The following is a 24,100-nucleotide window of genomic DNA, read 5'->3' as shown; positions in this document are numbered from 1 at the left end:
TTATGCTTCCTTGTTGTACGTATTACTTTCTGCCAGCCAGTCTCTGGCGGGCAGGAAATCTCGATAAAGTGCGGCTTCCGGGCTATCCGGTTCAGGTTGATGCTGGTATTCCCAGCGTGCCAGCGGCGGCATCGACATTAAAATGGACTCGGTGCGTCCGCCGCTTTGCAGGCCAAACAGCGTACCGCGATCCCAAATCAGGTTGAATTCCACATAGCGGCCACGACGATAGAGCTGGAATTCGCGCTCGCGTTCTCCCCACGGCAGATCTTTACGCCGCTCGACGATGGGTAGATAACCATCGATAAATCCATTACCAACGGCACGGATGAAGGCGAAGCTGGTAGCAAAATCCGGCTCGTTCAGATCGTCAAAAAAGAGCCCGCCGATACCGCGAGCTTCATTACGGTGTTTGAGGAAGAAGTAATCGTCGCACCACTTTTTGTAGCGCGGATACACATTGTCACCGAACGGCTGGCACAGGTCGTGGGCGGTCTGGTGCCAGTGCACAGCATCTTCTTTAAAACCATAATAAGGTGTGAGATCGAATCCGCCGCCAAACCACCAAACCGGCACTTCTCCCGGTTTTTCGGCGACGAACAGGCGTACGTTGGCGTGGCTGGTGGGAATGTAGGGACTTAGCGGATGAATCACCAGCGACACGCCCATCGCCTGAAAGCTACGACCTGCCAGATCGGGGCGATGCGTGCTGGCAGAAGGGGGCAATGACTTGCCGGTCACGTGGGAAAAGTTTACGCCAGCGCGTTCAAAGATACGTCCGCCCGACAGCACGCGACTGCATCCACCGCCGCCTTCGGCACGTTGCCATTCATCCTCGGCGAAATCGGCTCCGCCATCGATCGCCGCAAGCTGCTGACAGATATCTTTCTGTAAGCTAAGCAAAAAATGTTTTACCGCGTTGATGTCAGACATAGTGGGGATCTCGTTTCCATAGCGATGGTGGCACAGTAATAAGGCGGGCAGTATACCATCAATAAAATCGATCCCCGGTCACCCGTCGTGTGATTCCTGATAGCGGCGCGCAATTTTGGATTGCGTCTGATAAAAATCACGCGATAATCACGATTTACCTTATTGCAAAATGGCGACTGTGATGGAAATCCGCATATTCAGGCAGGATGACTTTGAAGCCGTGATCACCCTCTGGGAACGCTGTGATTTGCTGCGCCCGTGGAACGATCCTGAAATGGACATCGAACGTAAGCTCAATCACGATCCCGAGCTGTTTCTGGTCGCAGAGGTGAACGGTGAAATCGTGGGATCGGTAATGGGCGGTTACGACGGCCACCGCGGTTCGGCGTATTATCTGGGCGTACACCCTGATTTTCGTGGACGCGGCATTGCGAATGCGTTGATTAGCCGGTTGGAGAAAAAGCTGATTGCCCGTGGCTGTCCGAAGATCCATCTGATGGTGCGTGAAGACAACGACGCCGTGATCGGTATGTATGAAAAACTCGAATATGAGACCGTCGATTGCATCACGCTAGGAAAGCGTCTGATTGAAGATCGGGAATATTGAGCGTTATCTCACTGACGCTAAACCGCTATTCCCGTACTGTTTTGCCTCCTCTATTTTCCCTTTAAGTAAAAAAGTGTGCCTTCGCCAGCGCACTTTTTTATTTAACCTCAATGCGTTACTTCGACTTGTAATGATATTGCATGCAACGTGTTAGATCTTGTAGATAACAGTTTTCATTTGTAAAACGATTCTCATTTGTATTATTATTTATTAATGTTGCCCGATCGACCTTGACATGTTTTTTGGTGTTTCGATCTTGCTTACATTTTTATCGCCTGGAAGATTGTGATTGCACGACTGACACCAGGAAGTTGACGTTCAAGAAACGGAGTTGGATAGTGAGTCGTGAAAATCTTCATGGGGCTTTATTGGGTGCGAATCGCACCGGCAGCAGAGTATTGCTTGCTCCTCTTACTCATTCCTATTCAACCACAGCGCTAAGCCCCGATGTGCCTAACTGGCGCTCGCTGGCCTTTTTTGTTTTGTCCTGCGTGGCGCATGCGGCGCTGGCGGTTTTCTTTTTATTGCACTATTCCCCGAAAGAAAGCATTGAAGAGATGGCGGGAAACGCAGGCGGAAGCATGCAGGTGACGATGATGGCTGCGGCGATGTCACAGGCTGCTGATACGTCGCCACCTGTAGCCGACCCTCCCGTTGCTCAACCGACTCCCGTAGTGATGCCGATTTTAACGCCATTACCAGAACACCCCAATCCTGTCATTAAACAGCCAGTCATCGAGCGCAAGCCTGTCACCCCTGTTGCGGAAAAGAAACCGCCAGTGCGTGAGAAAAAACAGCCTGAAAAAAAACCGGAAGAGAAACCGAAAGAACAGCAGCAGGCCCGATCGCAGCAAACACAGCAGACACAGCAGGCAGAGAAGAAAAGTGAGTCTCCGGTAGCGACAGCTCAAACCGGTGATGCCCCGTCTCCGATGCCATCTTCTGTTGGCACGCCGGGTAGTGCGTCAACGGCCAAAGCAGGAGAAAGCGAGAGCGGTCAGGCAGCGCGTGGTGCAGGGAAAAGTAATAGCCAAAATTTCAAAGCGCTGCATCGCCGCGTGAATTATCCCTCTCGGGCAAAAGCGCTGGGCGTGGAAGGAAACGTACGCGTCAAATTCGATATTACCGGTAGCGGGACGGTCACTAACGTACAAATTCTGTCTGAAACGCCAGACGGCGTATTTGGTGATGATGTGATGAAGGACATGGCGCGTTGGCGCTATCGGACAGAGGCACCGGTTGAGAATCAGGTGGTTTCCATCGTTTTCAAATTGAATGGTCACATTCAGGTTGACGATTAGTCGTAAGCATTACACGCGGTACATACAACAATAATTTTATTTTTTAATAATTGGATTTATTGGGGATTTTGAATAAATGAATAAGAACGTCTATTTAATGATGCTACTGTCATTATTATCAGGGCCTGCACTCGCACAGCAAAACGACACCTCTGCCGATGACAATCAGCAGAAAAAAAATGCAGAAAGCGAAGAGGAACAGCAGGGTGATTCGTCTTCGGGAAATAGTGAAGATACCATTTTAGTTCGCTCAACCCCGACCAGCCAGTCGATGGGGACGCAGATTCTGAATGCTGAGCAGATTAAAAAAATGCCAACCGGAAACGGGTCGGTCACCGAATTATTAAAGAATAACCCCGCAGTGCAGTTCTCGAATACGGCGAATAGCAGCAATATTCCAGGGGAACTGTCACCGGAAAATGTCTCGTTTCACGGTGAGAAGTTTTACAACAATAACTTTATGATCGACGGGTTATCGAATAATAGCAATATCAACCCCGGAGCCAATAAAGGCCAGATGAATGGGGATCCTGACGGATATAGCGCGATAGATTTGCCTTCGGGTGGACCACAATCGTTCTGGATTAACTCGGAACTGATTGAAACGTTGGAAGTGTTTGACAGTAATATCTCCGCTAAGTACGGCGATTTCACCGGTGGCGTGGTGGATGCTAGACTGATGGACCCCAAGCTAGACAGCGTATTTGGCAAGATCTCTTATCGTACCTCGCGCGATAGCTGGACGAGTTATCATGTCGATGGGGGGATTAGCGAAGACTTCTATTCTGCTACTAATCTGTACTACCAGCCTAAATTTAAGAAACAGTTCTATTCAGCTACCTTTAATCAGCCGTTGAGTGATAAAGCAGGCTTTATTTTTGCCTATAACCGGCAGCAGTCAGATATTCCTTATTATCATTCCTATATGGGACAGTGGGACGATCAGGAACGCATTAGTGAAACCTACCTGCTAAAAGGTTCCTATCTGGCGGACAACGGCGATATTATCCGCATGACGGGCATGTATTCCCCGCACGAATCTAAATATTACAAAAAGAATATCAAGAACGGTGCATTTACCAATACCGGCGGCGGCTACCGCTTCAATATGGAGTGGGAGCACAATGCCAGTTGGGGGAAAATGACCAGTTTGGCAGGCTATCAGTTTGAACAAAATAAGACTGAGCATGAAGCTAATGAATTTACTCAGTGGGTTTACAGTACTTCTCGGGTGCCAGGAGGTTTTATCTCTCCATCGCTGGACTGGCAATCGGCCGCGACAAACTCACAGATTGGTGGTTATGGGACATTCAGTACAGAAAAAAAGACCACCACGTTAAAGCAGGATTACGAACTTAACCCTAAATTTTTATTGGGGATGACCCATCAGATCGATTTTGGCTGGCAGGCTGACTTTGCGAGTACGCAGTATAGACGTTTTCAGGATGCTTATACCTCCAGCGTTGCGGCGAATGCTACCTACGTCAATCCCAACGTTGTGTGTTTACCCGGTGATTCAATGTGTATTCCTGGTGAGCAGTTTGCAGGCACCCGTACGCTCTTTCCTGCGAGATCTGTGCAAGCCAGCTACAACAGCTATGCTGCCTATTTACAGGACAGCATGAGCTACGGTCGCCTGGAAGTGACCCCTGGCGTGCGTGTCACTTACGATGATTTCCTGGAGAATCTGAATTTTGCCCCTCGTTTCGCCGCCTCTTACGATGTATTCGGCGATCGCTCAACGCGCGTATTCGGTGGAGCAAACCGCTATTATAGCACGAATATGCTGTCGTATAAGCTGCGTCAGGGTATTGGCACGAATATCCTGGAAAGACGCACCTCATCCACTGCACCATGGGTTTCCGATCCCGCAAGGTTGGGTAGCAATTACACTGTTTCTGATTTAAATACGCCTTATAGCGATGAAGTGACGCTGGGCTTATCGCAGCGTGTGATGAATACGGTGTGGACGGCCAAATGGGTCAGCCGTCAGGGTAAAGATCAGTTTGGTCGCGAATCGATAACGGCTAATGGTCAAAGCTACCGCGTGATGAATAATCAGGGCCGAACAGAGGGGAATACACTGTCTCTGGAAGTGCAGCCCATCAGCCCGCACCGTTTCAGCTTCGCGGAAGTGAACTGGAAATTGGGTGCCAGCATGGTGAAAAATAAATCTAACTCAATCGCTTACTATGATGATACGAATACCGATGAGAGTCGGGTGATTGTTGATGGCAAGTTGATGTATAAGGGTGACATGGATGCGATGGACTTCAATACCCCATGGACGGCTTTCTTGAGTGTGGATACCTATTTCCCGGCGATTCGTGTCAACTGGGGCCAGCGCGTGGGCTATACCTCCGGCTACAAAGGCTATCTGACGGCGTCAGCACAGACGGTGTGCCCTGGAGGTAGTCCAGCGTGTGACGCGGATCCTAGCTTTTCAGGGAGTGCTGCGGAACATGTTTCAACTAAGTACGACGACTTTATCTCCTACGACTGGCGTTTATCCTACTCTCAGCCAATCTACAAAACTCAGACGCTGGATTTCACGTTGGATGTGCTGAATGTGCTCGATAACGTCGTGGAAACTCAGCAAATTTCGCGTTTTGATACCAAAGTTGTCACCTACAAACCCGGCCGTCAGTTCTGGCTTGGCGTCGCTTACACCTGGTAAATCCTATGCCCCGTCATACGTCACATTCTGACGTCTGACGGGGCATTTTGCATTGATGCACTCAAAGAATTGCCTTACAGGCAAAAATAAAAACGAAAAGGTTGTTATGAACTGGAAGAAATGTTGCTGGTTATCGCTAACGGCTGTCAGCCTGTTAGCGGGAAGCGTGGTAAGCCAGGCCGAAGAAATAAAAAGCCCGTTGCCAGCCATTAAAGAAGGCACGCTGGCGAATGGATTTCGTTACACCCTCGTTCCGCTGGAAGGGACGAAGACGCGGGTGGATGTTCGCCTGATTGTTGATGTTGGTTCGATTGATGAGAAAGACAACGAATCCGGCGTGGCACACATGGTGGAGCACATGGTGTTCCGCGCCAGCGATGCGTTTCCTCAAGGCGTGAGTACGGAGCTGCATAAGCAAGGTTGGGGACGCGGACAGAGCTATAACGCCGTGACCAACTACGAACGTACCATGTATATGATGAGCCCGCCGAAAGGCAATCTCGATCTGGGCGTGACGCTACAGGCGTTGAGCCAGATGACGGGCCATGCCAAGCTGTTGCAAAGCGATCTCGACGATGAGCGCAAAATCATTCTGGAAGAGTGGCGTGGCAAGCTGGGTGTAGCAGAGCGCATGAACCAGCAGCGTGTACAGGCGATTCGCCATGACTCCCGTTATCCTTCTCGCCCTGTGATTGGCACGGAACAGTCGATTAATGACACGCCAGCTAGCGTGCTACAGGATTTCTATCAGCGCTGGTATCACCCGGCGAATATGCGTTTGATGATTATTGGTGATATCACGCCTGCGGATGCGGAACGTGAAATTCAACGCTATTTCGCAGCGCTGCCCAATGTCGCGGTGCCTGTACGTGATTACTACGAGCCGTTACTGAAACCGCGGCTTAACGTGGCGCGTTTGCAGGATAGCCAAAGCGGCAGCAGCCAGGTGTCATTTGTTTACCGTTTCAATGATAAAGACGCATTCGGCCAATCAGATTACCGTCACCGTTTACTGACGCAAATCACCATGTCTGCGGTCACGCGTCAGATTCGTCGACAACAAGCGGAACTACCGCAAGACGCCAGTAGTCTGGTAGTGCGTAAATCGGATATCGGTAAAACTACCGCCGCGCTGGGCTTTTTCGCGAACGTGATGCCAGGTGGCCATGACGCTGCGATTTCTGCGGTATTGAAAGAAATTGAGCGGTTAAAACGCTATCCGTTAAACGCGCAGGACATCACGGAGATCACCTCCGACATTCGTGAGGTCGCGCAGCGTATGAGCGTTACCCCTGAAACTCGCGAGTTCGCGGATTGGGTTCAGCAGTTGACCATCGTATGGCAGCAGGACCGCCCTTATGTTGGTAGCCAGCAGCGTGGTAAAGATGCGCTGGAAGCGTTGGATACCATCACGGCGGAAGATGTGAATCGCCATTTGCAGCGCTGGTTAGCGTCACCGGATACCCTGGTGCAGTTTAGCGTGCCGGGCGCGACGCCTTTCACGCTGCCTAAGCCGGATGCGATTATCAAATTGCAGAAGCAATGGGCGGTGGCGACACTAACACCGTTGCAGGTAGAAAAAGAGAAAGTCATCCCTGAACTTCCTGCTGTGACACAAAGTGGAAAACGCACGGCAGTGAAGACCTTTGCCGCACAAAAAGTCGAACAGTGGCAGTTGAGTAATGGCGACCGTGTGGTATGGCTGCGTGCGCCGGAAGCGGGTAAAAAAATCTGGCTGACTGCCGTCAGTCAAGCAGGGTTCATGGCAACTTCGCTGAACCCATGGCAGGCACAGTTGGCGAGTCAACTGGTCAATCAAAGCGGCCCCGCGACGTGGAGTGGTGAAGCGTTAAGTAACTGGAAAAAAGAAAAAACGCTGTCGCTGAGCATCGATCAGGAAGCGGAACAACTGACGTTGAGTGGAACCGCACCAACGGAACAGTTAGCAAATCTGCTGGGGTTATACCGTGAGCTGAATGTGGCGCCGGGCATCGATCCTGATGTGATGAAAGAGAGCATGATGAGTCTGGCGCGTCAGAAGGCCAATGACGATCAGTCCGTCGGTGGAAAACGTGCTAGCGAAATGACTAAACTGCGCTTTGGTGAACCCGCCTGGCAGCAGCCTGAAATTGCAGAACTGAAGAAAATTTCTGCGCCAGCCTTGCTGTCACAGTGGCATAAAGCCGCTGCTGCACCGGTGACGTACTATTTGATCGCAGATATGCCTGCTGCACAGCTGTTGCCACCGGTTGAACGCTATCTCGCGACCATTCCGCGTCAGCCTGCCAGCGAGGTAAAACAGCATCTGGCACTGCCGGGCAAGCGTGAAGCAACCTCTGCCATCAATATCGAACCGCGTGCCGATATCCTGACCTGGAGCTTCACGCCACATGCGTGGACGCCGCAGGCAGCGGTGCAGGTGAGCATTGCCCGTAACATTGCGAGTAAATATCTCAAGACGAGCCTGCGTGATGACGCTCTGGGTATTTACCGCATGCGTGTCGATAGCGAGCTGGAAGATAAAAAACAGCGTATTGAGACGGAAGTGAGCTTCACCAGCGCGCCTGAACGTGCGCAAGAATTGTGGAAACTGGCGGAACAAGCCTTCGCTGAACTGCCGACAAAGATTACTCAGCAGGATGTGGATGAGCAGAAAGCACAGTTCATCCGTGCTGAAAAAGGGCGTCAGAGCGATCTCATGACGATACAGCGCCGCCTGCTGCTGAGCTATCGCCATTACAACGATCCGCGTTACCTGAGTAGTGTCTCTACACTGGCAGACAGCATCACGCTGGAAAGCGTACGCGCGATGTCAGCGAAGCTGTATAACCCGGATAACCGCGTGCTTTACATCACCTTGCCGCAAGAGGTGAAAGAGTGAAGAAGGTTATGGCACAGTTTGTCGATCTGTGCCGTCCCTTCTGGGGCGGTAAACGAAGCTGGCAGGCTTGGTTGCTCTTGTTCATTGCTATCGGGATGGGCGGAATGATCGTCTATCTCAACGTGTTGTTAAACGAGTGGAGCAAATCCTTCTATGATGCGTTAGGCGCATTCGACAGCAGTTTGCTGTTGTCCCTGATGAAAGATTACGGTATTTACATCCTGATCTATATCGGGGTGATCGTGTATCAGGAATGGTTTACCAAACTGCTGATTATCCGCTGGCGCAGTGCATTAACCGCAGAGCTGGTGGATAGCTGGCTGGCGAAGCGGGCATTTTACCGCATGTCAGTTGCGGGCAAGATTGATAACCCAGATCAGCGTATCGCCGAAGATATCAACCTGTTCGTCGACAAAGCTGTTAGCCTCGTTGTCGAGTTTTTGATCGTGACGGCACGCTTGTTCTCTTTTGTCGTTATCCTGTGGGGGTTATCGGGCGTTCAGCGCTTTACCCTGTTCGGTGAAGAGTGGGTAATCAAAGGTTATCTGGTCTGGATCGCAATTCTGTATACGTTGATCGGCAGCCTGATCACGCATGTGGTTGGAAAGCGCCTGCACGATATTAATTACGAGAAGCAAAAGGCGGAGGCCGATTTCCGTGCTGCTTTGCTGCGTAAGCATGATAACGCGGAACAAATCGCGCTGTACGGCGGTGAGGCGCAAGAGAAGCGTCACCTTCAGCGTCATTTCTCGTCCATCGTGTCGAACTGGCGGCGTTTTATGAGTGCCGAGCGTAATTTGGGCTTTTTCACCACGGGCTACATGCGTGTGAGCCTGATTGTGCCTGTCTTTGTTGCCATGCCTGCTTTCCTGAGTAAGACGGTAACGCTGGGCGGACTGATGCAGATCCGTGGGGCGTTTGCGCAAGTACACGGTGCACTCAGTTGGTTTATCCATAAATACAAGGAATTGGTGATTCTGTCCGCCAGTATGGCGCGTCTGAGCCAGTTTAAGGAAGAAATCAAACGTCATCAGTCTGAGCAGACCGATGCACCAGTAGGTCAGGATTTGCGTATTGAGCAACTCTCCTTGGCTACCCCGCAAGGTTCTCCGCTGTTGCAAAATGTGGATCTGAGTTGTGACGCAGGTAGCTGGAGTAAACTTTCTGGCCGCAGCGGGTTAGGAAAGTCTACGCTGCTGCGTACGTTAAACGGTCTGTGGCCGTATTACGATGGCCGCTGGCAGTCGCTTGAAGGGCGCACCCTGCTGTTACCGCAGCAAAGCTATTTGGGGCAAGGGACGCTGGCAGAGATTCTCTGCTACCCGCATCCACCGCTGGCCGATAGCGAGATGCTGCGTCAGACGCTGGATAGTGTCGGGCTGGGTGCATGGCGCGATCGGTTGGATGAGCAATTAAACTGGGATCGGGTATTCTCCGGTGGCGAACGGCAGCGTATCGCTTTTGCTCGTGCGTTGATTGCTAAACCGGATACGCTCTATCTGGACGAAGCGACCAGCAATCTGGATCATGACTCTGCCAGACAACTTCTGGCGCTGGTCAAACTGGCGTTGCCGATGTGCACCGTGGTGGCAATTACGCACCAGACGGAGCTGGACGATCTGTTCCCGCATCGTTATGACTTAACGGATTTTGCCTCACAGCGTAGTTAATGTTGTCCGCTGGCCTTCCGACTCTCGGGAGGCCAGCAGTTCTGGTAGGTTTCTTCCCATATGCCCCCTATAATCCTCTGCAAGATTATCTAATGCCGATCGTTTAAAGATCGAGATAACGGGGCGACCACGGTGCGAGGCATCCCTGCGGGAGCCTCATCCCCGTGTTTCCCCTCAATCCACGATTAGGTGAACGGTATGGCATCAGCGTGATTTCGTCTTTTACGGCACTTTTCGTCGCTCGCAGACTCAAATCCCCATCTTGCTAGGGTGTCTGACGACAGAAGCCGCTCAATTTTGAGGAGTACATACCATGAATTTTCGCCCGCTGGGTTTATCGCTGGTGTTGGGTTTACCGCTGTTGCTGGCTGGATGCAGCACGCTTTCCAATTTCTCCTGGTCTAGCCTGTCGCCGTTTAACTGGTTCGGCAGTGCATTACAGGTCACCGATGCAGGCGTCGGCGGCATCAATGCGGGTACACCGTTGTCCGAAGGGGCGTTACAGAACGCGCTGGATGGCAATTATCAACTGCGTAGCGGAATGGGGACATCCAACGGTCAACTGGTCGCGTTTTATCAGGCGCTGGACGGCAAAGACGTGAAGATAATCATCAGCGGCCAGCCGAAGGGCAGTGTGCGTAAAGTTGAAGTCATGGATCCGGCGATTGGCAGCGCAGGTGGCGTGAAAATCGGTGACGCCTTTAGCAATACTTACAGCAAAGCGTTTGAATCCTGCCAGTTGGGACAAGGTGACGATGCGCAGAGCGTTGAGTGTGCTGCGCCGCAGAGTGCGCATATCAGCTATGTCTATTCCGGCGAGTGGGGCGGCCCAGAAGGCTTGATGCCATCTGACGATATCCTGAAAACCTGGAAAGTGAGCAAAATCGTCTGGCATGCGCAGGCGCGAAATTAATTCATCTTAATGTAAAAGACTAATTTGTTTTTACGCAAGGTAAAAGTCAGGTGGCTTCGGGTATGATACCCGCGCCGCCTGATATTTTTTCGGCAGCCGTATTTGCCATCACTACCGTAGTAAACCATAACAACAAAAGAAAAAACTGACGCTTGAGGAAGCAGAAATGACACCAATTCAAAGCGGTATTTTATTGGAACACCGCCGTTTTGCCATTTTTATGGAAGCGATGATTCAGGGAGAGTTTGATGCTATCCGGCAGGGATGCAAAAAATTCTGTCAGATGTTACACGATTTGCAGCAGCAGTATCCCGACGCCGGGTTAGGCGCGGTGCTGGCGTTCGGCAACGATGTTTGGCGCGATCTGGACTGTAACCACAGTGCGGCAGAGCTGAAATCATTTACGCCGTTGGGTAACGGGCTTGCTCCTGCTACGCAGCGCGATTTGCTGATCCATATTCAATCGCTCCGCCATGATGTCAATTTCACGCTGGCACAGGCGGCACTGGCCGCGTTTGGTAGCGCGATTCGTATCGAAGAAGAAACACACGGCTTCCGCTGGGTGGAAGATCGCGATTTAAGTGGCTTTGTCGACGGCACGGAAAACCCGCAGGGCGATGCCCGCCACGCCGTGGCGATTATCCCTGAAGGCCAGCCGGATGCGGGTGGCAGCTACGTGTTTACCCAGCGTTGGGAACACAATCTGAAGCAGTTGCAGCGCTTTAGCGTGGAACAGCAGGAACAGATGATCGGGCGTACAAAGCAGGATAATGAAGAGCTGTCGTCCGATGAGCGCCCTGTGACCTCGCATCTCAGCCGCGTGGATTTAAAGGAGGACGGCAAAGGTCTGAAAATCCTGCGTCAGAGCCTGCCTTATGGCACCGCCAGCGGGAAGAACGGGCTTTACTTCGTCGCTTACTGCGCGCGTTTGCACAACATTGAGCAGCAGTTGCTGAGCATGTTCGGCGATCGTGACGGTAAACGTGACGACATGCTGCGCTTTACGCGCGCTGTCAGCGGCAGCTACTTCTTCGCGCCATCTCTGGATCAGCTTTTGTCGCTGTAAGATCCAACGTGTTTTCCTGATGCCTGTCTCCGTGCAGGCATCGGTTCTTTCTCCTTCTTTTCATCGGCTAGCCTGCTACATTTTTTCCTGTTATCCCTCGCCGTGGTGTTATGCCCTTTAGCGCTTAAAAACTCCGAAATGTTATATATAAAGGTTATATGTTAACCACCACTTCCCCCTACACTGATTTGCACTGACAAGTGCATTTTATTCAAAAAATGGCTATGCAAACGATAGACCACCTATAACAAGGCCTACCGAATAGGCTCTAACTCTGGCAGGAAATAAGATGAATCAAGTACAGGTGAAAGGCTGGCTGGTGAAGGGTTCTCTGGCGCTGTCATTGCTGCTGGGCGGACAGAGCGCTGTCTCTGCTACCGAGTTGCTGAACAGTTCTTACGATGTGTCTCGTGAGCTATTTGTTGCGCTCAATCCCGGCTTTGAAAAGCAGTGGTTGGCGCAGCACCCCAACGATCCGCTAACGATCAAGCAGTCGCATGCTGGTTCGTCCAAGCAGGCGCTGGCTATCCTGCAAGGCTTGAAGGCTGACGTCGTAACGTATAATCAGGTGACTGACGTCCAGATCCTGCACGATCGCGGTCAGCTGATTCCCGCCGATTGGCAGGCGCGTTTACCGAATAACAGCTCTCCGTTCTACTCAACCATGGCCTTTCTGGTTCGCAAAGGCAATCCAAAAGGGATTCACGACTGGAACGATCTGGTACGTGACGACGTTAAGCTGATTTTCCCGAATCCAAAAACCTCCGGCAATGCGCGTTATACCTATCTGGCAGCCTGGGGCGCGACCAGTAAAGCCAACGGTGGTGATGAGGCTAAAACCCGCGCGTGGATCACGCGTTTTCTGGCGAACGTCGAGGTATTTGATACTGGTGGCCGCGGTGCAACGACCACGTTTGTGGAGCGTCAGTTGGGCGATGTGCTGATCAGCTTTGAATCCGAGGTAAATAACATCCGTAATCAGTACGGTGCCGAGAATTACGAGGTGATCGTCCCGAAAGTCAACGTACTGGCGGAATTCCCAGTAGCGTGGATTGATAAGAATGTCGAGAAGAATGGCACCGAGCAGGCGGCAAAAGCCTATCTGAATTACCTTTATACGCCGGAAGCACAGAAGGTGATTACCGATTTTTATTACCGTGTGAATAACCCTGAACTGGCGCAAGCGCTAAAATCCCGCTTCCCAGAGACCACGTTATTTCGGGTAGAAGATCAGTTTGGGTCATGGCCCCAAGTGATGAAAACTCACTTCGACACCGGTGGTGAATTGGATAAATTGCTGGCGGCTGGTCGTCAATAATGTCTTTTGGTTCGGGTAACCTCTTTTCTGGTTCCAGTAAACGGGTGCTGCCGGGATTCGCGCTGAGTCTGGGCAGCAGCCTGCTATTTGTCTGTCTGATTCTGTTACTGCCTTTAAGTGCGCTGGTGATGCAACTCTCAGAAATGAGTTGGGCGCAGTACTGGGCGGTGATTACCAATCCACAGGTGATAGCCGCTTACAAGGTGACGCTCTTGGCGGCCGGGTTGGCGACGGTATTTAATGCGGGATTTGGCCTGTTAATGGCGTGGATTCTGACGCGTTACCGCTTTCCCGGCCGTGCTCTGCTGGATGGGCTGATGGACTTACCCTTTGCGCTCCCCACCGCTGTAGCGGGGCTGACGCTGGCTGCACTGTTTTCAACCACCGGTTGGTACGGCGCATGGCTGGCCGAATACGGTATCAAGGTGTCCTATACCTGGCTTGGCATTACGATCGCGATGGCGTTCACCAGTATTCCTTTTGTGGTGCGTACCGTTCAGCCCGTGTTGGAGGATCTGGGTCCAGAATACGAAGAAGCCGCGCAGACGCTGGGGGCTAATCGCTGGCAGTGTTTTCGCTACGTCATTTTACCAGAATTAACACCTGCGCTATTAACGGGCACCGCGCTGTCGTTTGCCCGCAGTCTGGGCGAATTCGGCGCAGTTATCTTTATTGCGGGGAATATTGCCTGGCAGACGGAAGTCGTTTCGCTGATGATTTTTATCCGTTTGCAGGAATTTGATTTCCCTGCCGCCAGCGCGATTGCTTCCGTCGTGTTAGCGGTTTCCTTATTGATACTGTTTGCTGTCAATGTGCTGCAAAGCCGTTTTGGTCAACGGACCCGGAGCGTGTAATGGCGGAAATTCCTGATGTGAAGCCGCAGCGCCAACCTCACCCTGTTCGACAGGAGCGCAATTGGGCGAAAGCGGCGTTGATTGCGCTGGGCGTGATATTATCGCTCATCATGCTGGTCATCCCCTTGGTGTCAATTTTTGCCGCTGCGCTATCGCACGGGCTGGGCGGTGTCTGGCGTAATCTGAGCGATCCTGACATGCTGCATGCGATCGGCCTCACGCTGCTGGTGGTCGCGATTGTCGTGCCAGTGAATCTGGTCTTTGGCACGCTGCTAGCGTGGCTGGTCACGCGCTTTCAGTTTCCGGGGCGACAACTGTTGCTCACGCTGATCGACATTCCTTTTGCCGTCTCGCCAGTAGTCGCCGGTTTACTGTATCTGCTCTTTTACAGCACTAACGGCCCGGTCGGCGGCTGGCTGGACGAGCAGGGGCTACAGCTGATGTTTGCCTGGCCGGGCATTGCGCTGGTGACGATATTCGTAACCTGCCCGTTTGTGGTCAGGGAACTGGTTCCGGTGATGATGAGTCAGGGCAGTCAGGAGGAAGAAGCTGCCGTGCTGCTCGGCGCGTCAGGCTGGCAGGTGTTCTACAAGGTGACGTTACCGAATATTCGCTGGGCGCTGCTTTATGGCGTTGTGCTCACCAATGCCCGAGCGATTGGTGAGTTTGGCGCGGTATCCGTGGTTTCTGGCTCGATTCGTGGCGAAACCTATACGCTGCCGTTGCAGGTCGAATTGCTGCATCAGGATTATAACAGCGTAGGGGCGTTTACCGCTGCGGCGCTATTAACTGTGATGGCGATACTGACGCTGTTGATCAAAAGCGCTATTCAGTGGCGTGTAAAACGGCAAATGAACAAACACTAACTTTTATCTCACTCACGTTGTACGCGTGAGTTTTTTAGGACTCAACTTGTGACAACGCTTGAGCAGTGTATTGGCAATACCCCGCTGGTGAAATTGCAGCGCATGACGCAGGGGTTGAAGAGTGAAATCTGGCTGAAGCTGGAAGGGAATAATCCCGCCGGTTCGGTAAAGGATCGCGCTGCATTCTCTATGATCCAGCAGGCTGAAAATCGCGGTGACATTACCCCAGGTGACAGGCTGATCGAGGCGACCAGCGGTAATACTGGTATTGCGCTGGCGATGATTGCGGCGCTAAAAGGCTACCGGCTGCGCCTGCTGATGCCGGACAACATGAGCTATGAGCGCCAGACTGCGATGCGTGCGTATGGCGCAGAGCTGGTGTTGGTTAATCGCAAGCTGGGGATGGAAGGGGCACGAGATCGAGCGAAGCAGATGGTGCTGGCGGGAGAAGGGAAAACGCTCGACCAGTTCAATAATCCGGACAACTCGCTGGCGCACTTTCTCACAACGGGGCCAGAAATCTGGCAGCAGACGGCGGGCAAGCTGACGCATTTTATCTCCAGTATGGGGACGACAGGCACAATCTCCGGTGTTAGCCGCTATCTAAAGCAGCAGAATTCGGCAGTCTGTACCGTAGGGTTACAGCCTGCTGAAGGGAGCCACATTCCCGGTATTCGCCGTTGGACGCCGGACTATATGCCAGGCATTTTCCGCGCCGATCTGGTCGATCGTATTCTGGATATGACGCAAGTGGATGCCGAGAATACGCTGCGGCAACTGGCGCGTCAGGAAGGTATTTTCTGCGGTGTCAGCACCGGTGGGGCGGTGGCTGGCGCGCTGCGGATTGCGGTGGAAAACCCCGGCAGCGTGATTGTGGCGATCGCCTGCGATCGCGGCGATCGGTATCTGTCCACCGGGGTATTTGATTAAGGTTACTCGAATTATTTAGAGTATTTCGAATGATTACTCCCGCTCCAGCGCATGAATCGGTTCCATCCGCGCTGCGCGACGGGCGGGGAAGAAGCCGAAGATAATGCCGATCAAGCTGGAGCACAGGAACGCGGCAATGATCGATGAACTGGAATAGATCATCGAAAAATTGCTGCTGAGCTGTGCGAATAGCACGCCGATAGCCAACGACAGCGCCACGCCCGCAATACCGCCGAACAGGCAAACCAGCACGGCTTCGATAAGAAACTGCTGCATGATGTCGCTAGTGCGTGCGCCGACCGCCATACGAACGCCGATCTCTCGGGTTCGCTCCGTCACCGACACCAACATGATATTCATCACGCCGATACCGCCGACCAGCAGCGAAATCAGGGCGATCATCGAAACCAGTAGCGTAAGCGTGGTGGTGGTTTTCTCGATCATCTGTCGGATGCTATCGGTGTTCATGATAAAGAAGTCTTTCGTACCATGCCGTTGCATCAGCAGGTCGGTAATCCTCTGCTCGGCGATGCTCATATCAATATTGTCTTTCACCCGCACCGTGATGCTTTTCAGGTAGGACTGCCCGACCATGCGCTTCATCACCGTGGTGTACGGCAACCAGACGTTCAGGTTTTCATCGCTGCCAAAGCCGTTTTGATTCTTGCTGACGACGCCAATAATCCGAACGGGCAACGATCCCAGCAAAATCACCTGACCAATAGGATCTTCGCCGTGGGGAAAGAGCTTATCGCGGGTATTTTTGTCAATCACCGCATCCTGCGTTAGCTCATCGACGCTGCTACGAGGGAAAAGCACGCCACGTTCCAACGTATAGCCACGCACGGTGAAGAACTGTTCGCCGACCCCAGAAACGCTGGCGGAAACGGCAATGTTACCGTAGCGCATCGTTACGCTGGTGGAGACAGAGGGCGTCACGCTATGCACGTAGGGCTGCTGCGTCAGTGGCTGAATATCGCTGGCGCGTAGCGTCTGGATAGCACTAGCATCCATGTCGCCGAAACCTTTGCCGGGGAAGATCTCCAGCGTGCTGGTGCCCATCGAGTTGATATCGGCTAGCACCTGCTCTTGTGAGCCTTTTCCCAGAGCGACCACTGAAACGACGGACGCGATACCGATGATAATGCCAAGCATGGTCAGAAAGGTGCGCATCCGCTGGGCGTTCATTGCCAGCAGCGCCATTTTAAACGCGTCAATAAAGCGATCTTTGAACTGATTCAGGGCGGAGGTGGCCGGAGAGTTTGCCGCTTCTGGTAACGATGCGATAGCTTCTTCGGGGCGCGTCTGTCTATCGGCAATCACTTCGCCATCGCGCAATTCGATGATGCGCTGTGCATGTTCAGCAATCGTCATATCGTGCGTGACGATCACGACCGTATTGCCCTGTCTGTGCAGGTCACGAAGTATGCTCAGAACCTCATTGCCGCTGTGGGTGTCCAGTGCACCAGTCGGTTCATCCGCCAGAATGATGCCGCCAGCGTTCATCAGCGCCCGCGCGATACTCACACGCTGCTGTTGACCGCCGGAAAGCTGGCTGGGTCGATAGTGAAGGCGGTTTTCCAGCCCCAGTCTGGTCAACAGATCTGCTGCCCGTTGACGGCGCGCCAATCGGCTCTTTCCTGCATAAATCGCGGGTACTTCGACATTTCCCAGTGCGGTCAGATCGCCAAGCAGGTGATAGCGCTGGAAAATAAAACCGAAATGTTCGCGGCGCAGTTCAGCGAGCTGGTCGTTATCCAACTCACCAACGGAACGTCCTGCTACCTGATAGTCACCGGCGGACGGTTTATCCAGGCAGCCGAGAATATTCATCAGCGTGGATTTTCCCGATCCTGACGCGCCGACAATCGCTACCATTTCGCCCTGATTGATGGTCAGGTTGATGTCTTTGAGAACGGTAACGTCCTGTTCGCCGTTGGAAAAGCGGCGCGTAATACCGGTCAGCTTAAGTATGGATGTGGACATGCGTTACATCCCCATCGGCGGGCTGGGATGCGTGGAGGCTGCATCGCCGGATGACTGGGTGACAACCACCTGCTCACCGACGCTGAGCCCCGAGCGGATCTGGGTACGCACGTTATCGTTGAGGCCAAGCGTCACCAGACGAGACTCAATCTTCTTATTCGCGTTCACGACCTGCACGTACCACATGCCATTGCGTAAAGTGAGTGCGGTCGCGGGGACGACGATGGCATTTTTCACCGAGGACAGCAGAATATAGACCTGCGCCGTCATTGAAATACGCAATACGCCGTCGGGATTTTTCACATCGAACTGGCCGTTGTAATAGATTGCGGTACTGGATGATGAACTGGAGCTGCTTGTGCTGGATGACGTCGTGGTGGTATCCGTGTTGATGGAGTCGGGCGCGGGCTCGATCGAACTCAGCGTGGCTTCGTAGCGTTTATTCGGCTCGCCCAGAATGCTGAACCAGACGGGCATACCGGTTTTTACCTTGACGACGTCGGCTTCTGAGATTTTTACCTTGATGGTCATGGTGTCCAAATTGGCGACCTTGGCGATGGTCGGCGTCGTCTGGATCGCATTCACCGTTTGGCCTGCTTCAACCGGAATCGCGACGACGGTGCCATCCATCGGTGAGCGAATCTGCGTATATCCCAGATTAACCTTGGCAGTGTTGACGGTGATCTGTGCCTGAACGATTTGGGCATCTAGTGCGTCGATATTGGCTCTGGTCGCGTCGAGTGTCGCCTTCGCACTATCGTAATCGGCCTGTACGCCCACGCCGCGCTTCACCAGCATTTGCTGACGCTGCCAGCTTAATTCGTTATTACGCAATTCCGCCAGTTTGGCGGCTCGCTGAGCCTGAACGTTTTTTAGCGCAGCTTCGCCATTCTTCAATGTGTCCTGCTGGGTGAGGTCATCAATCTCGGCGATCAATTGCCCTTTTTTCACTTTATCGCCGAGTTCGACGTGCAGCGCTTTGATTTGTCCTGAGGCTTGTGCACCGACGCTGACCTGCTTCTGTGCCTCAATTTCCCCGTCGGCGAGTACCGTCTGTTCGAGATCCGCAATCTCTGCGGCGGCAGTGAGCGCATTGGGTGCTGGCGATGGCTTGTTGAAAAATAAATGAATAAGCACGGCTGTGACGATAAGACCAATGGCGATCGTTGTACGGCGGCGTGTAAAAAATCGTGGTTGCATCAGGGGGAGTCGTCCTTAATGAATGCATCTGTATCCGTCATACTTCAAGTTGCATGTGCGTTGGCTGCGCTTAGTCACCCGAATCACTTACCTGAGTAAGCTCATCGGGATTCCCTCGCTTGCCGCCTGCCTGAAACTCGAATTATTTAGGGTATCAACGGGAGTAAATAGCGCAGGTGAGTAATTTACCCTGAGTCCGTAAAGGTATCGGTAATCTTTGCTGAAAGAAATGGTAAGGATTAAGTAAATCTGGCTGCGAATATTCACGTCAGGCCTGAGAATACATTATCTATACTCGTCATACTTCAAGCTACCTGTGCGTTTTCCCTCTCATAGCTCGAATTGTTTAGGGTATATCCGATTAATGAGGACTGGATATGAATATTTTATTGGTCGATGACGACGTAGAGCTGGGCGATATGCTCTGTGAGTATCTGAACGCGGAAGGGTTTTCCACATCTCGCGTGCTAACAGGAAAAGAAGGCGTCGATGGCGCGATATCGGGTGATTATACCGCGATGATCCTGGATGTCATGTTGCCGGATATGAGCGGGATTGATGTGCTGCGCCAGATCCGAAAAACCCAGCAACTGCCCGTTATTATGCTGACGGCGAGAGGTGACAACATCGACAGGGTCATCGGTTTGGAAATGGGGGCGGATGACTACATGCCTAAACCTTGTTACCCGCGTGAACTGGTGGCAAGGCTGCGTGCGGTGCTACGTCGCTATGACGATCAGCCGAGTACAAAACGAGACGAAAGTGTGGCTGCCAGTGGCGATCTGGTATTGAACCCCGCAACGCGCATCAGCGAATGGCGTGGGAAGCCGTTTGATCTGACGGCGTCTGAGTTTAATTTGTTGGAGCTGCTGCTCCGTTCCCCTGAGCGGGTTGTGTCAAAAGATGAGCTGTCCGAAAAATGTCTGGGGCGTCGCCGCGAGGCCTATGACCGCAGTGTGGACGTGCACATCAGCAATATTCGTCAGAAGCTTGGAGCCTTGGCAGGCAACACGATGACGATTGAAACCGTGCGCAGCGTAGGATACCGGATTCGCTGATGATGATTCGTGGAAGACTTTTCTGGAAGATATTACTGGGATTTTGGCTGACGTTTCTCGTCATGTCTCAACTGCTGTGGTTGGCTTTTTCCTTGAGTGGAGATCGTCATAAGCCGTTGGAAGAAATTGTGGTTTCACGCATTGCGACGATGCAAACCGAGATAGTGGCCGCGGCGTTGCAACATGGCGGTTTGGGGGAGCTGAACGATGTGATGTCGCTGCTACCGGAGAAAGAGCAGCAATACATTTCCATCACGGAATCGCCTCTGCCGCTGTCGGAACAGGAATTAGTTTCCTCCCCGCAAAACGCTTTGCTCGACGAGGCTTTTGCACCGGAAAAACGTGGCGTGCAGCGTGCCACCTACGTTATCAAACAGGTCAGCGGCCCAGCAGGAAAGTGGTATCAGATACGCTATGACGCTGAATTGCTACGCAGCGAATTTCGTCCTCCTCGTCCCGTCGAGTTCCTCAATGTGCCTGCGCCGTTTGTAGTCATTGCGGGGTTTGGTGGACTGCTGTTCAGCTCGGTGCTGGCATGGAGTTTGGCACGTCCGTTGAACCAGATCCGCGCCGGTTTTGATCAGGTTGCGCAGGGCGATCTGAATGTGCGCCTGCTGCCGGTGATGCGTAAACGTCACGATGAAATTAGCGATGTAGCGCGCGATTTTGATTCCATGGTCGAACGGCTGGACAGCTTGGCTAGCGCGCGTGAACAGCTGCTTCATGATGTTTCGCATGAGTTACGTTCCCCACTGGCGCGTTTGCAGCTTGCCATCGGGCTGGTGAGGCAGAACCGGGACAATCTAGAGAATTCCTTGCAGCGCATCGAGCGTGAAGCTTTATTGATGGATAAGATGATCGGCGAACTGCTGACGCTATCGCGCACGGAGAATTCCGGCATTGAGGAAGCCTATTTCGATCTACTGGGGTTGGTGACAGCCGTGGTAAACGATACACGCTATGAAGCGCAGGTCACGGGCGTTGAAATCCTGCTCGCCGCGGATGAAGACGACGATTACACGATTAAAGGCAATGCGGAGCTGATGCGTAGGGCTGTCGATAATGTGATGCGCAATGCGTTACGTTTTTCTGCACCCGCACAGCAGGTTGCGGTGTCGTTAATTGGCAATGAGCAGGAGTGGACGATTCAGGTTGCCGATCAGGGGCCTGGCGTGGAGAAAAGTAAGCTCTCCAGTATCTTCGACCCTTTCATTCGGGTTGATTCGCCGCTGTCCGGCAAAGGCTATGGATTAGGGCTGGCGATTGCCCGTAAAGTGGTGCTGGCGCACGGTGGACATATTGAGGCGGATAATGGTGAGCAGTGCGGGTTAGTGATTCGGCTGTGTGTGCCGCGCTGGAAAGCCTGAAACGAAAACGGCACCATCCTGGTGCCGTTTCGTGCAAACGTAGTAAACCATCCGTAGAGTGGCGGCTTACTTTTTGATACGGATAACCGGCGTTTCACCGACAACAACCGTACCACTCAGTTTGGTCAATTCCTTGATTTCATCCATGTTGGAAATAACCACTGGTGTCAGGGTAGACTTCGCTTTTTCTTCTAGCAGAGCCAGGTCAAACTCGATAACGACATCGCCTTTCTTCACGCGTTGGCCTTCTTCAGCGATACGCTTGAAGCCTTCGCCTTTCAGTTCAACGGTATCGATACCAAAGTGCACAAACAGCTCAATGCCGCTGTCAGACTCGATGGAAAACGCATGGTTGGTTTCAAAGATTTTACCGATGGTGCCGTCTACCGGTGCGACCATCTTGTTGCCAGTTGGTTTGATGGCAATGCCGTCGCCGACGATTTTCTCTGCAAACACGACATCAGGAACATCTTCAATATTGACGATTTCACCAGACAGCGGGGCAATGATTTCGATGCTGCCAGTGTCTTTTTTATCGTCAGAAACCAGAGATTTCAATTTATCGAACAAACCCATGATTCTCTCCTAAGTATTAATATTGGGCCAGCGTATACCCTAATCTTTCAAGTCGGTGTGGCATTAGCTTTCTTCGCTACCCCGACTGCGATGGTATCGCTTGTCGGGGGTGCTGATTGCCACCTTGAAACCTATTAGGTAAAGCAGAATCAGCAGAGCGTTTTTTCTTTAATGAAGCGGCTCACCAGATTGCTTAACTCTTGTGCTGTCGGTTGAGCTAATGCTTGCTCCGCCAGCGCCTTCGCATCTTCGTAATTCGCATTACGGATGATTTTCTTGATGCTCGGGATAGAGATCGCACTCATGCTGAATTCGTCCAGACCCATTCCCAATAACAGTAGTGTAGCACGTTCGTCACCGGCGAGCTCACCGCACATCCCTGTCCATTTGCCTTCGGCGTGAGATGCGTCGATGACTTGCTTAATCAGCGTCAGAACGGCTGGGGACATCGGATTATAGAGATGAGAAATCAGCTCATTACCGCGATCAACTGCCAGAGTATACTGGGTTAAGTCATTTGTCCCAATACTAAAGAAGTCGACTTCTTTGGCTAAATGTGGCGCGATAGCAGCGGCGGCAGGTGTTTCAACCATAACGCCGACTTCAATGCTTTCGTCGAAGGCTTTACCTTCTTCTCTCAGCTGCGCTTTTAGCATCTCCAGTTCGGCTTTCAGCTCACGTACTTCTTCCACGGAGATGATCATCGGGAACATGATACGCAGTTTGCCAAATTTGGACGCGCGCAGAATAGCACGCAGCTGTGCGTGCAGGATTTCTTTACGATCCAGACAGATACGGATGGCACGCCAGCCAAGGAACGGGTTCTCTTCCTTCGGCAGGTTCATGTAAGGCAGGTCTTTGTCGCCGCCGATATCCATGGTACGGACGATAACGGCCTGAGCGCCAACGGCTTCGGCAACGGCCTTATACGCTTGGAACTGCTCTTCTTCGGTTGGCAGTGAGTCACGATCCATGAACAGGAATTCGGTACGATACAGGCCGACACCTTCTGCGCCGTTACGTTCTGCACCTGCGACATCACGCACGGTACCGATGTTGGCACAGACTTCAACCTGATGACCGTCCAGCGTGATGGCTGGCAGATCTTTGAGCTTGGCCAGCTCATACTTTTCAGCGTGGTATTGCTGCTGAACAGCTTTTAATTCTTCAATTTTATCCGCAGTCGGATTCTGGTAAATCTTGTTGTTTACCGCATCCAGAATCAGATAGTCGCCGTTTTTGACCTGACGGGTCACATCGGTCGTGCCGACGATCGCAGGCAGTTCCAGAGAACGGGCCATAATGGAGGTGTGGGACGTGCGGCCACCGATATCGGTAATGAAGCCCAGCACTTTGTCCAGATTCAACTGCGCGGTTTCTGACGGTGTCAGGTCCGTTGCGACCAGAATGACTTCATCCTGAATATCGCCCAGATCGACGATGGTCATATTGAGAATGTTGCGTAGCAAACGCTTCCCAATATCACGCATGTCCGCAGCGCGTTCTTTCAGATATTCATCATCAAGCTCTTCCAGTGCTTTGGCCTGATTTTCAATAACGGAAAACGCAGCAGCGTCGGCGGAAGCATGTTCATCTTTAATCAGGGCTATGATTTCCTGCTCGAACTCTTCATCTTCAAGCAGCATGATGTGCCCTTCAAAGATGGCTTCTTTCTCTGCGCCCAGCGTTTCGCCCGCTTTCTTCTTGATAGCTTCCAACTGTGCGGATGCTTTGGAACGGCCAGTCAGAAAACGTTCAATTTCCTGCTCTACCTGATCCGCAGAGATTTTTTTCCGGTTGATGAGAATTTCATCTTCTTTCAGTAACAGTGCCTTACCAAAAGCAATACCCGGTGATACTAATATGCCTGAAATCATAACCCTACCTTACTCGATTC

The 24,100-nt window shown here is 52.3% G+C and carries 18 protein-coding genes; 13 read left to right on the top strand and 5 right to left on the bottom strand.

Annotated features, from left to right (window positions below):
- Entirely contained in the window at positions 1 to 933 is a 933-nt protein-coding gene (gene hemF / locus DUT67_RS17965; protein ID WP_113632716.1) for an oxygen-dependent coproporphyrinogen oxidase, read from the bottom strand.
- 181 nt (positions 934 to 1,114) lie between these two features.
- Here hemF and DUT67_RS17960 point away from each other — a divergent pair, with 181 nt between their 5' ends.
- The 11 genes from DUT67_RS17960 (at position 1,115) to cysM (ending at position 16,016) form a co-directional block, all read left to right on the top strand.
- Positions 1,115 to 1,540: a GNAT family acetyltransferase gene (locus DUT67_RS17960; RefSeq protein ID WP_113632717.1), complete on the top strand. Its 426-nt coding sequence runs from the start codon at positions 1,115 to 1,117 to the stop codon at positions 1,538 to 1,540.
- 338 nt (positions 1,541 to 1,878) lie between these two features.
- Complete coding sequence (locus DUT67_RS17955) at positions 1,879 to 2,841, top strand: TonB family protein (RefSeq protein ID WP_113632718.1); 963 nt, start codon at positions 1,879 to 1,881, stop codon at positions 2,839 to 2,841.
- A gap of 76 nt (positions 2,842 to 2,917) precedes the next feature.
- Positions 2,918 to 5,518 (top strand): TonB-dependent siderophore receptor, encoded by a 2,601-nt coding sequence (locus DUT67_RS17950; RefSeq protein ID WP_113632719.1) that lies wholly within the window; start codon positions 2,918 to 2,920, stop codon positions 5,516 to 5,518.
- 106 nt (positions 5,519 to 5,624) lie between these two features.
- Complete coding sequence (locus DUT67_RS17945) at positions 5,625 to 8,399, top strand: pitrilysin family protein (protein WP_113632720.1); 2,775 nt, start codon at positions 5,625 to 5,627, stop codon at positions 8,397 to 8,399.
- On the top strand, positions 8,396 to 10,069 hold the full coding sequence (locus tag DUT67_RS17940) for an ABC transporter ATP-binding protein/permease (protein WP_113632721.1): 1,674 nt from the start codon (positions 8,396 to 8,398) through the stop codon (positions 10,067 to 10,069). Before DUT67_RS17945 ends, DUT67_RS17940 begins: the two co-directional genes overlap by 4 nt.
- 313 nt (positions 10,070 to 10,382) lie before the next feature.
- Complete coding sequence (locus tag DUT67_RS17935) at positions 10,383 to 10,982, top strand: RpoE-regulated lipoprotein (protein WP_113632722.1); 600 nt, start codon at positions 10,383 to 10,385, stop codon at positions 10,980 to 10,982.
- Positions 10,983 to 11,148: 166 nt separating this feature from the next.
- Positions 11,149 to 12,048 (top strand): Dyp-type peroxidase, encoded by a 900-nt coding sequence (locus DUT67_RS17930; RefSeq protein ID WP_113632723.1) that lies wholly within the window; start codon positions 11,149 to 11,151, stop codon positions 12,046 to 12,048.
- A gap of 289 nt (positions 12,049 to 12,337) precedes the next feature.
- Positions 12,338 to 13,366 carry a sulfate ABC transporter substrate-binding protein gene (locus DUT67_RS17925; RefSeq protein WP_011092486.1) on the top strand — a complete coding sequence of 343 codons (1,029 nt, stop codon included), beginning with the start codon at positions 12,338 to 12,340 and terminating at the stop codon, positions 13,364 to 13,366.
- A complete protein-coding gene (gene cysT, locus DUT67_RS17920; protein WP_113632724.1) occupies positions 13,366 to 14,220 on the top strand; it encodes a sulfate/thiosulfate ABC transporter permease CysT in 855 nt (284 codons plus the stop codon). The genes DUT67_RS17925 and cysT overlap by 1 nt, the downstream gene beginning before the upstream one ends.
- Entirely contained in the window at positions 14,220 to 15,086 is an 867-nt protein-coding gene (gene cysW / locus DUT67_RS17915; protein ID WP_113632725.1) for a sulfate/thiosulfate ABC transporter permease CysW, read from the top strand. Before cysT ends, cysW begins: the two co-directional genes overlap by 1 nt.
- A gap of 48 nt (positions 15,087 to 15,134) precedes the next feature.
- A complete protein-coding gene (cysM, locus tag DUT67_RS17910) occupies positions 15,135 to 16,016 on the top strand; it encodes a cysteine synthase CysM (protein WP_113627235.1) in 882 nt (293 codons plus the stop codon).
- Positions 16,017 to 16,049: 33 nt separating this feature from the next.
- On the opposite strand, the gene DUT67_RS17905 is transcribed toward cysM, so the two are convergent.
- Positions 16,050 to 18,002, bottom strand: coding sequence for a MacB family efflux pump subunit (locus tag DUT67_RS17905; protein WP_048258888.1), 1,953 nt, complete (start codon positions 18,000 to 18,002; stop codon positions 16,050 to 16,052).
- 3 nt (positions 18,003 to 18,005) lie between these two features.
- Positions 18,006 to 19,202: an efflux RND transporter periplasmic adaptor subunit gene (locus tag DUT67_RS17900; RefSeq protein WP_113632726.1), complete on the bottom strand. Its 1,197-nt coding sequence runs from the start codon at positions 19,200 to 19,202 to the stop codon at positions 18,006 to 18,008.
- Positions 19,203 to 19,579: 377 nt separating this feature from the next.
- On the opposite strand from DUT67_RS17900, the gene DUT67_RS17895 reads away from it, so the two are divergent.
- Both DUT67_RS17895 and DUT67_RS17890 read left to right on the top strand, forming a co-directional pair.
- Positions 19,580 to 20,260 (top strand): response regulator transcription factor, encoded by a 681-nt coding sequence (locus DUT67_RS17895; protein ID WP_048258890.1) that lies wholly within the window; start codon positions 19,580 to 19,582, stop codon positions 20,258 to 20,260.
- Entirely contained in the window at positions 20,260 to 21,627 is a 1,368-nt protein-coding gene (locus DUT67_RS17890; protein ID WP_048258891.1) for an ATP-binding protein, read from the top strand. The genes DUT67_RS17895 and DUT67_RS17890 overlap by 1 nt, the downstream gene beginning before the upstream one ends.
- A gap of 66 nt (positions 21,628 to 21,693) precedes the next feature.
- Here the strand turns inward: DUT67_RS17890 and crr are convergent, their stop codons facing one another.
- Both crr and ptsI read right to left on the bottom strand, forming a co-directional pair.
- Complete coding sequence (crr, locus tag DUT67_RS17885) at positions 21,694 to 22,203, bottom strand: PTS glucose transporter subunit IIA (RefSeq protein ID WP_011092494.1); 510 nt, start codon at positions 22,201 to 22,203, stop codon at positions 21,694 to 21,696.
- A gap of 149 nt (positions 22,204 to 22,352) precedes the next feature.
- Positions 22,353 to 24,080: a phosphoenolpyruvate-protein phosphotransferase PtsI gene (gene ptsI / locus DUT67_RS17880; protein WP_048258892.1), complete on the bottom strand. Its 1,728-nt coding sequence runs from the start codon at positions 24,078 to 24,080 to the stop codon at positions 22,353 to 22,355.
- Between the last annotated feature and the right edge of the window lie 20 nt (positions 24,081 to 24,100).

This window comes from Pectobacterium peruviense (assembly GCF_003312355.2).
In the GTDB taxonomy this organism is placed as follows: Bacteria; Pseudomonadota; Gammaproteobacteria; order Enterobacterales; family Enterobacteriaceae; genus Pectobacterium; species Pectobacterium peruviense.
This window is presented reverse-complemented; position numbering and strand designations above follow the sequence as displayed.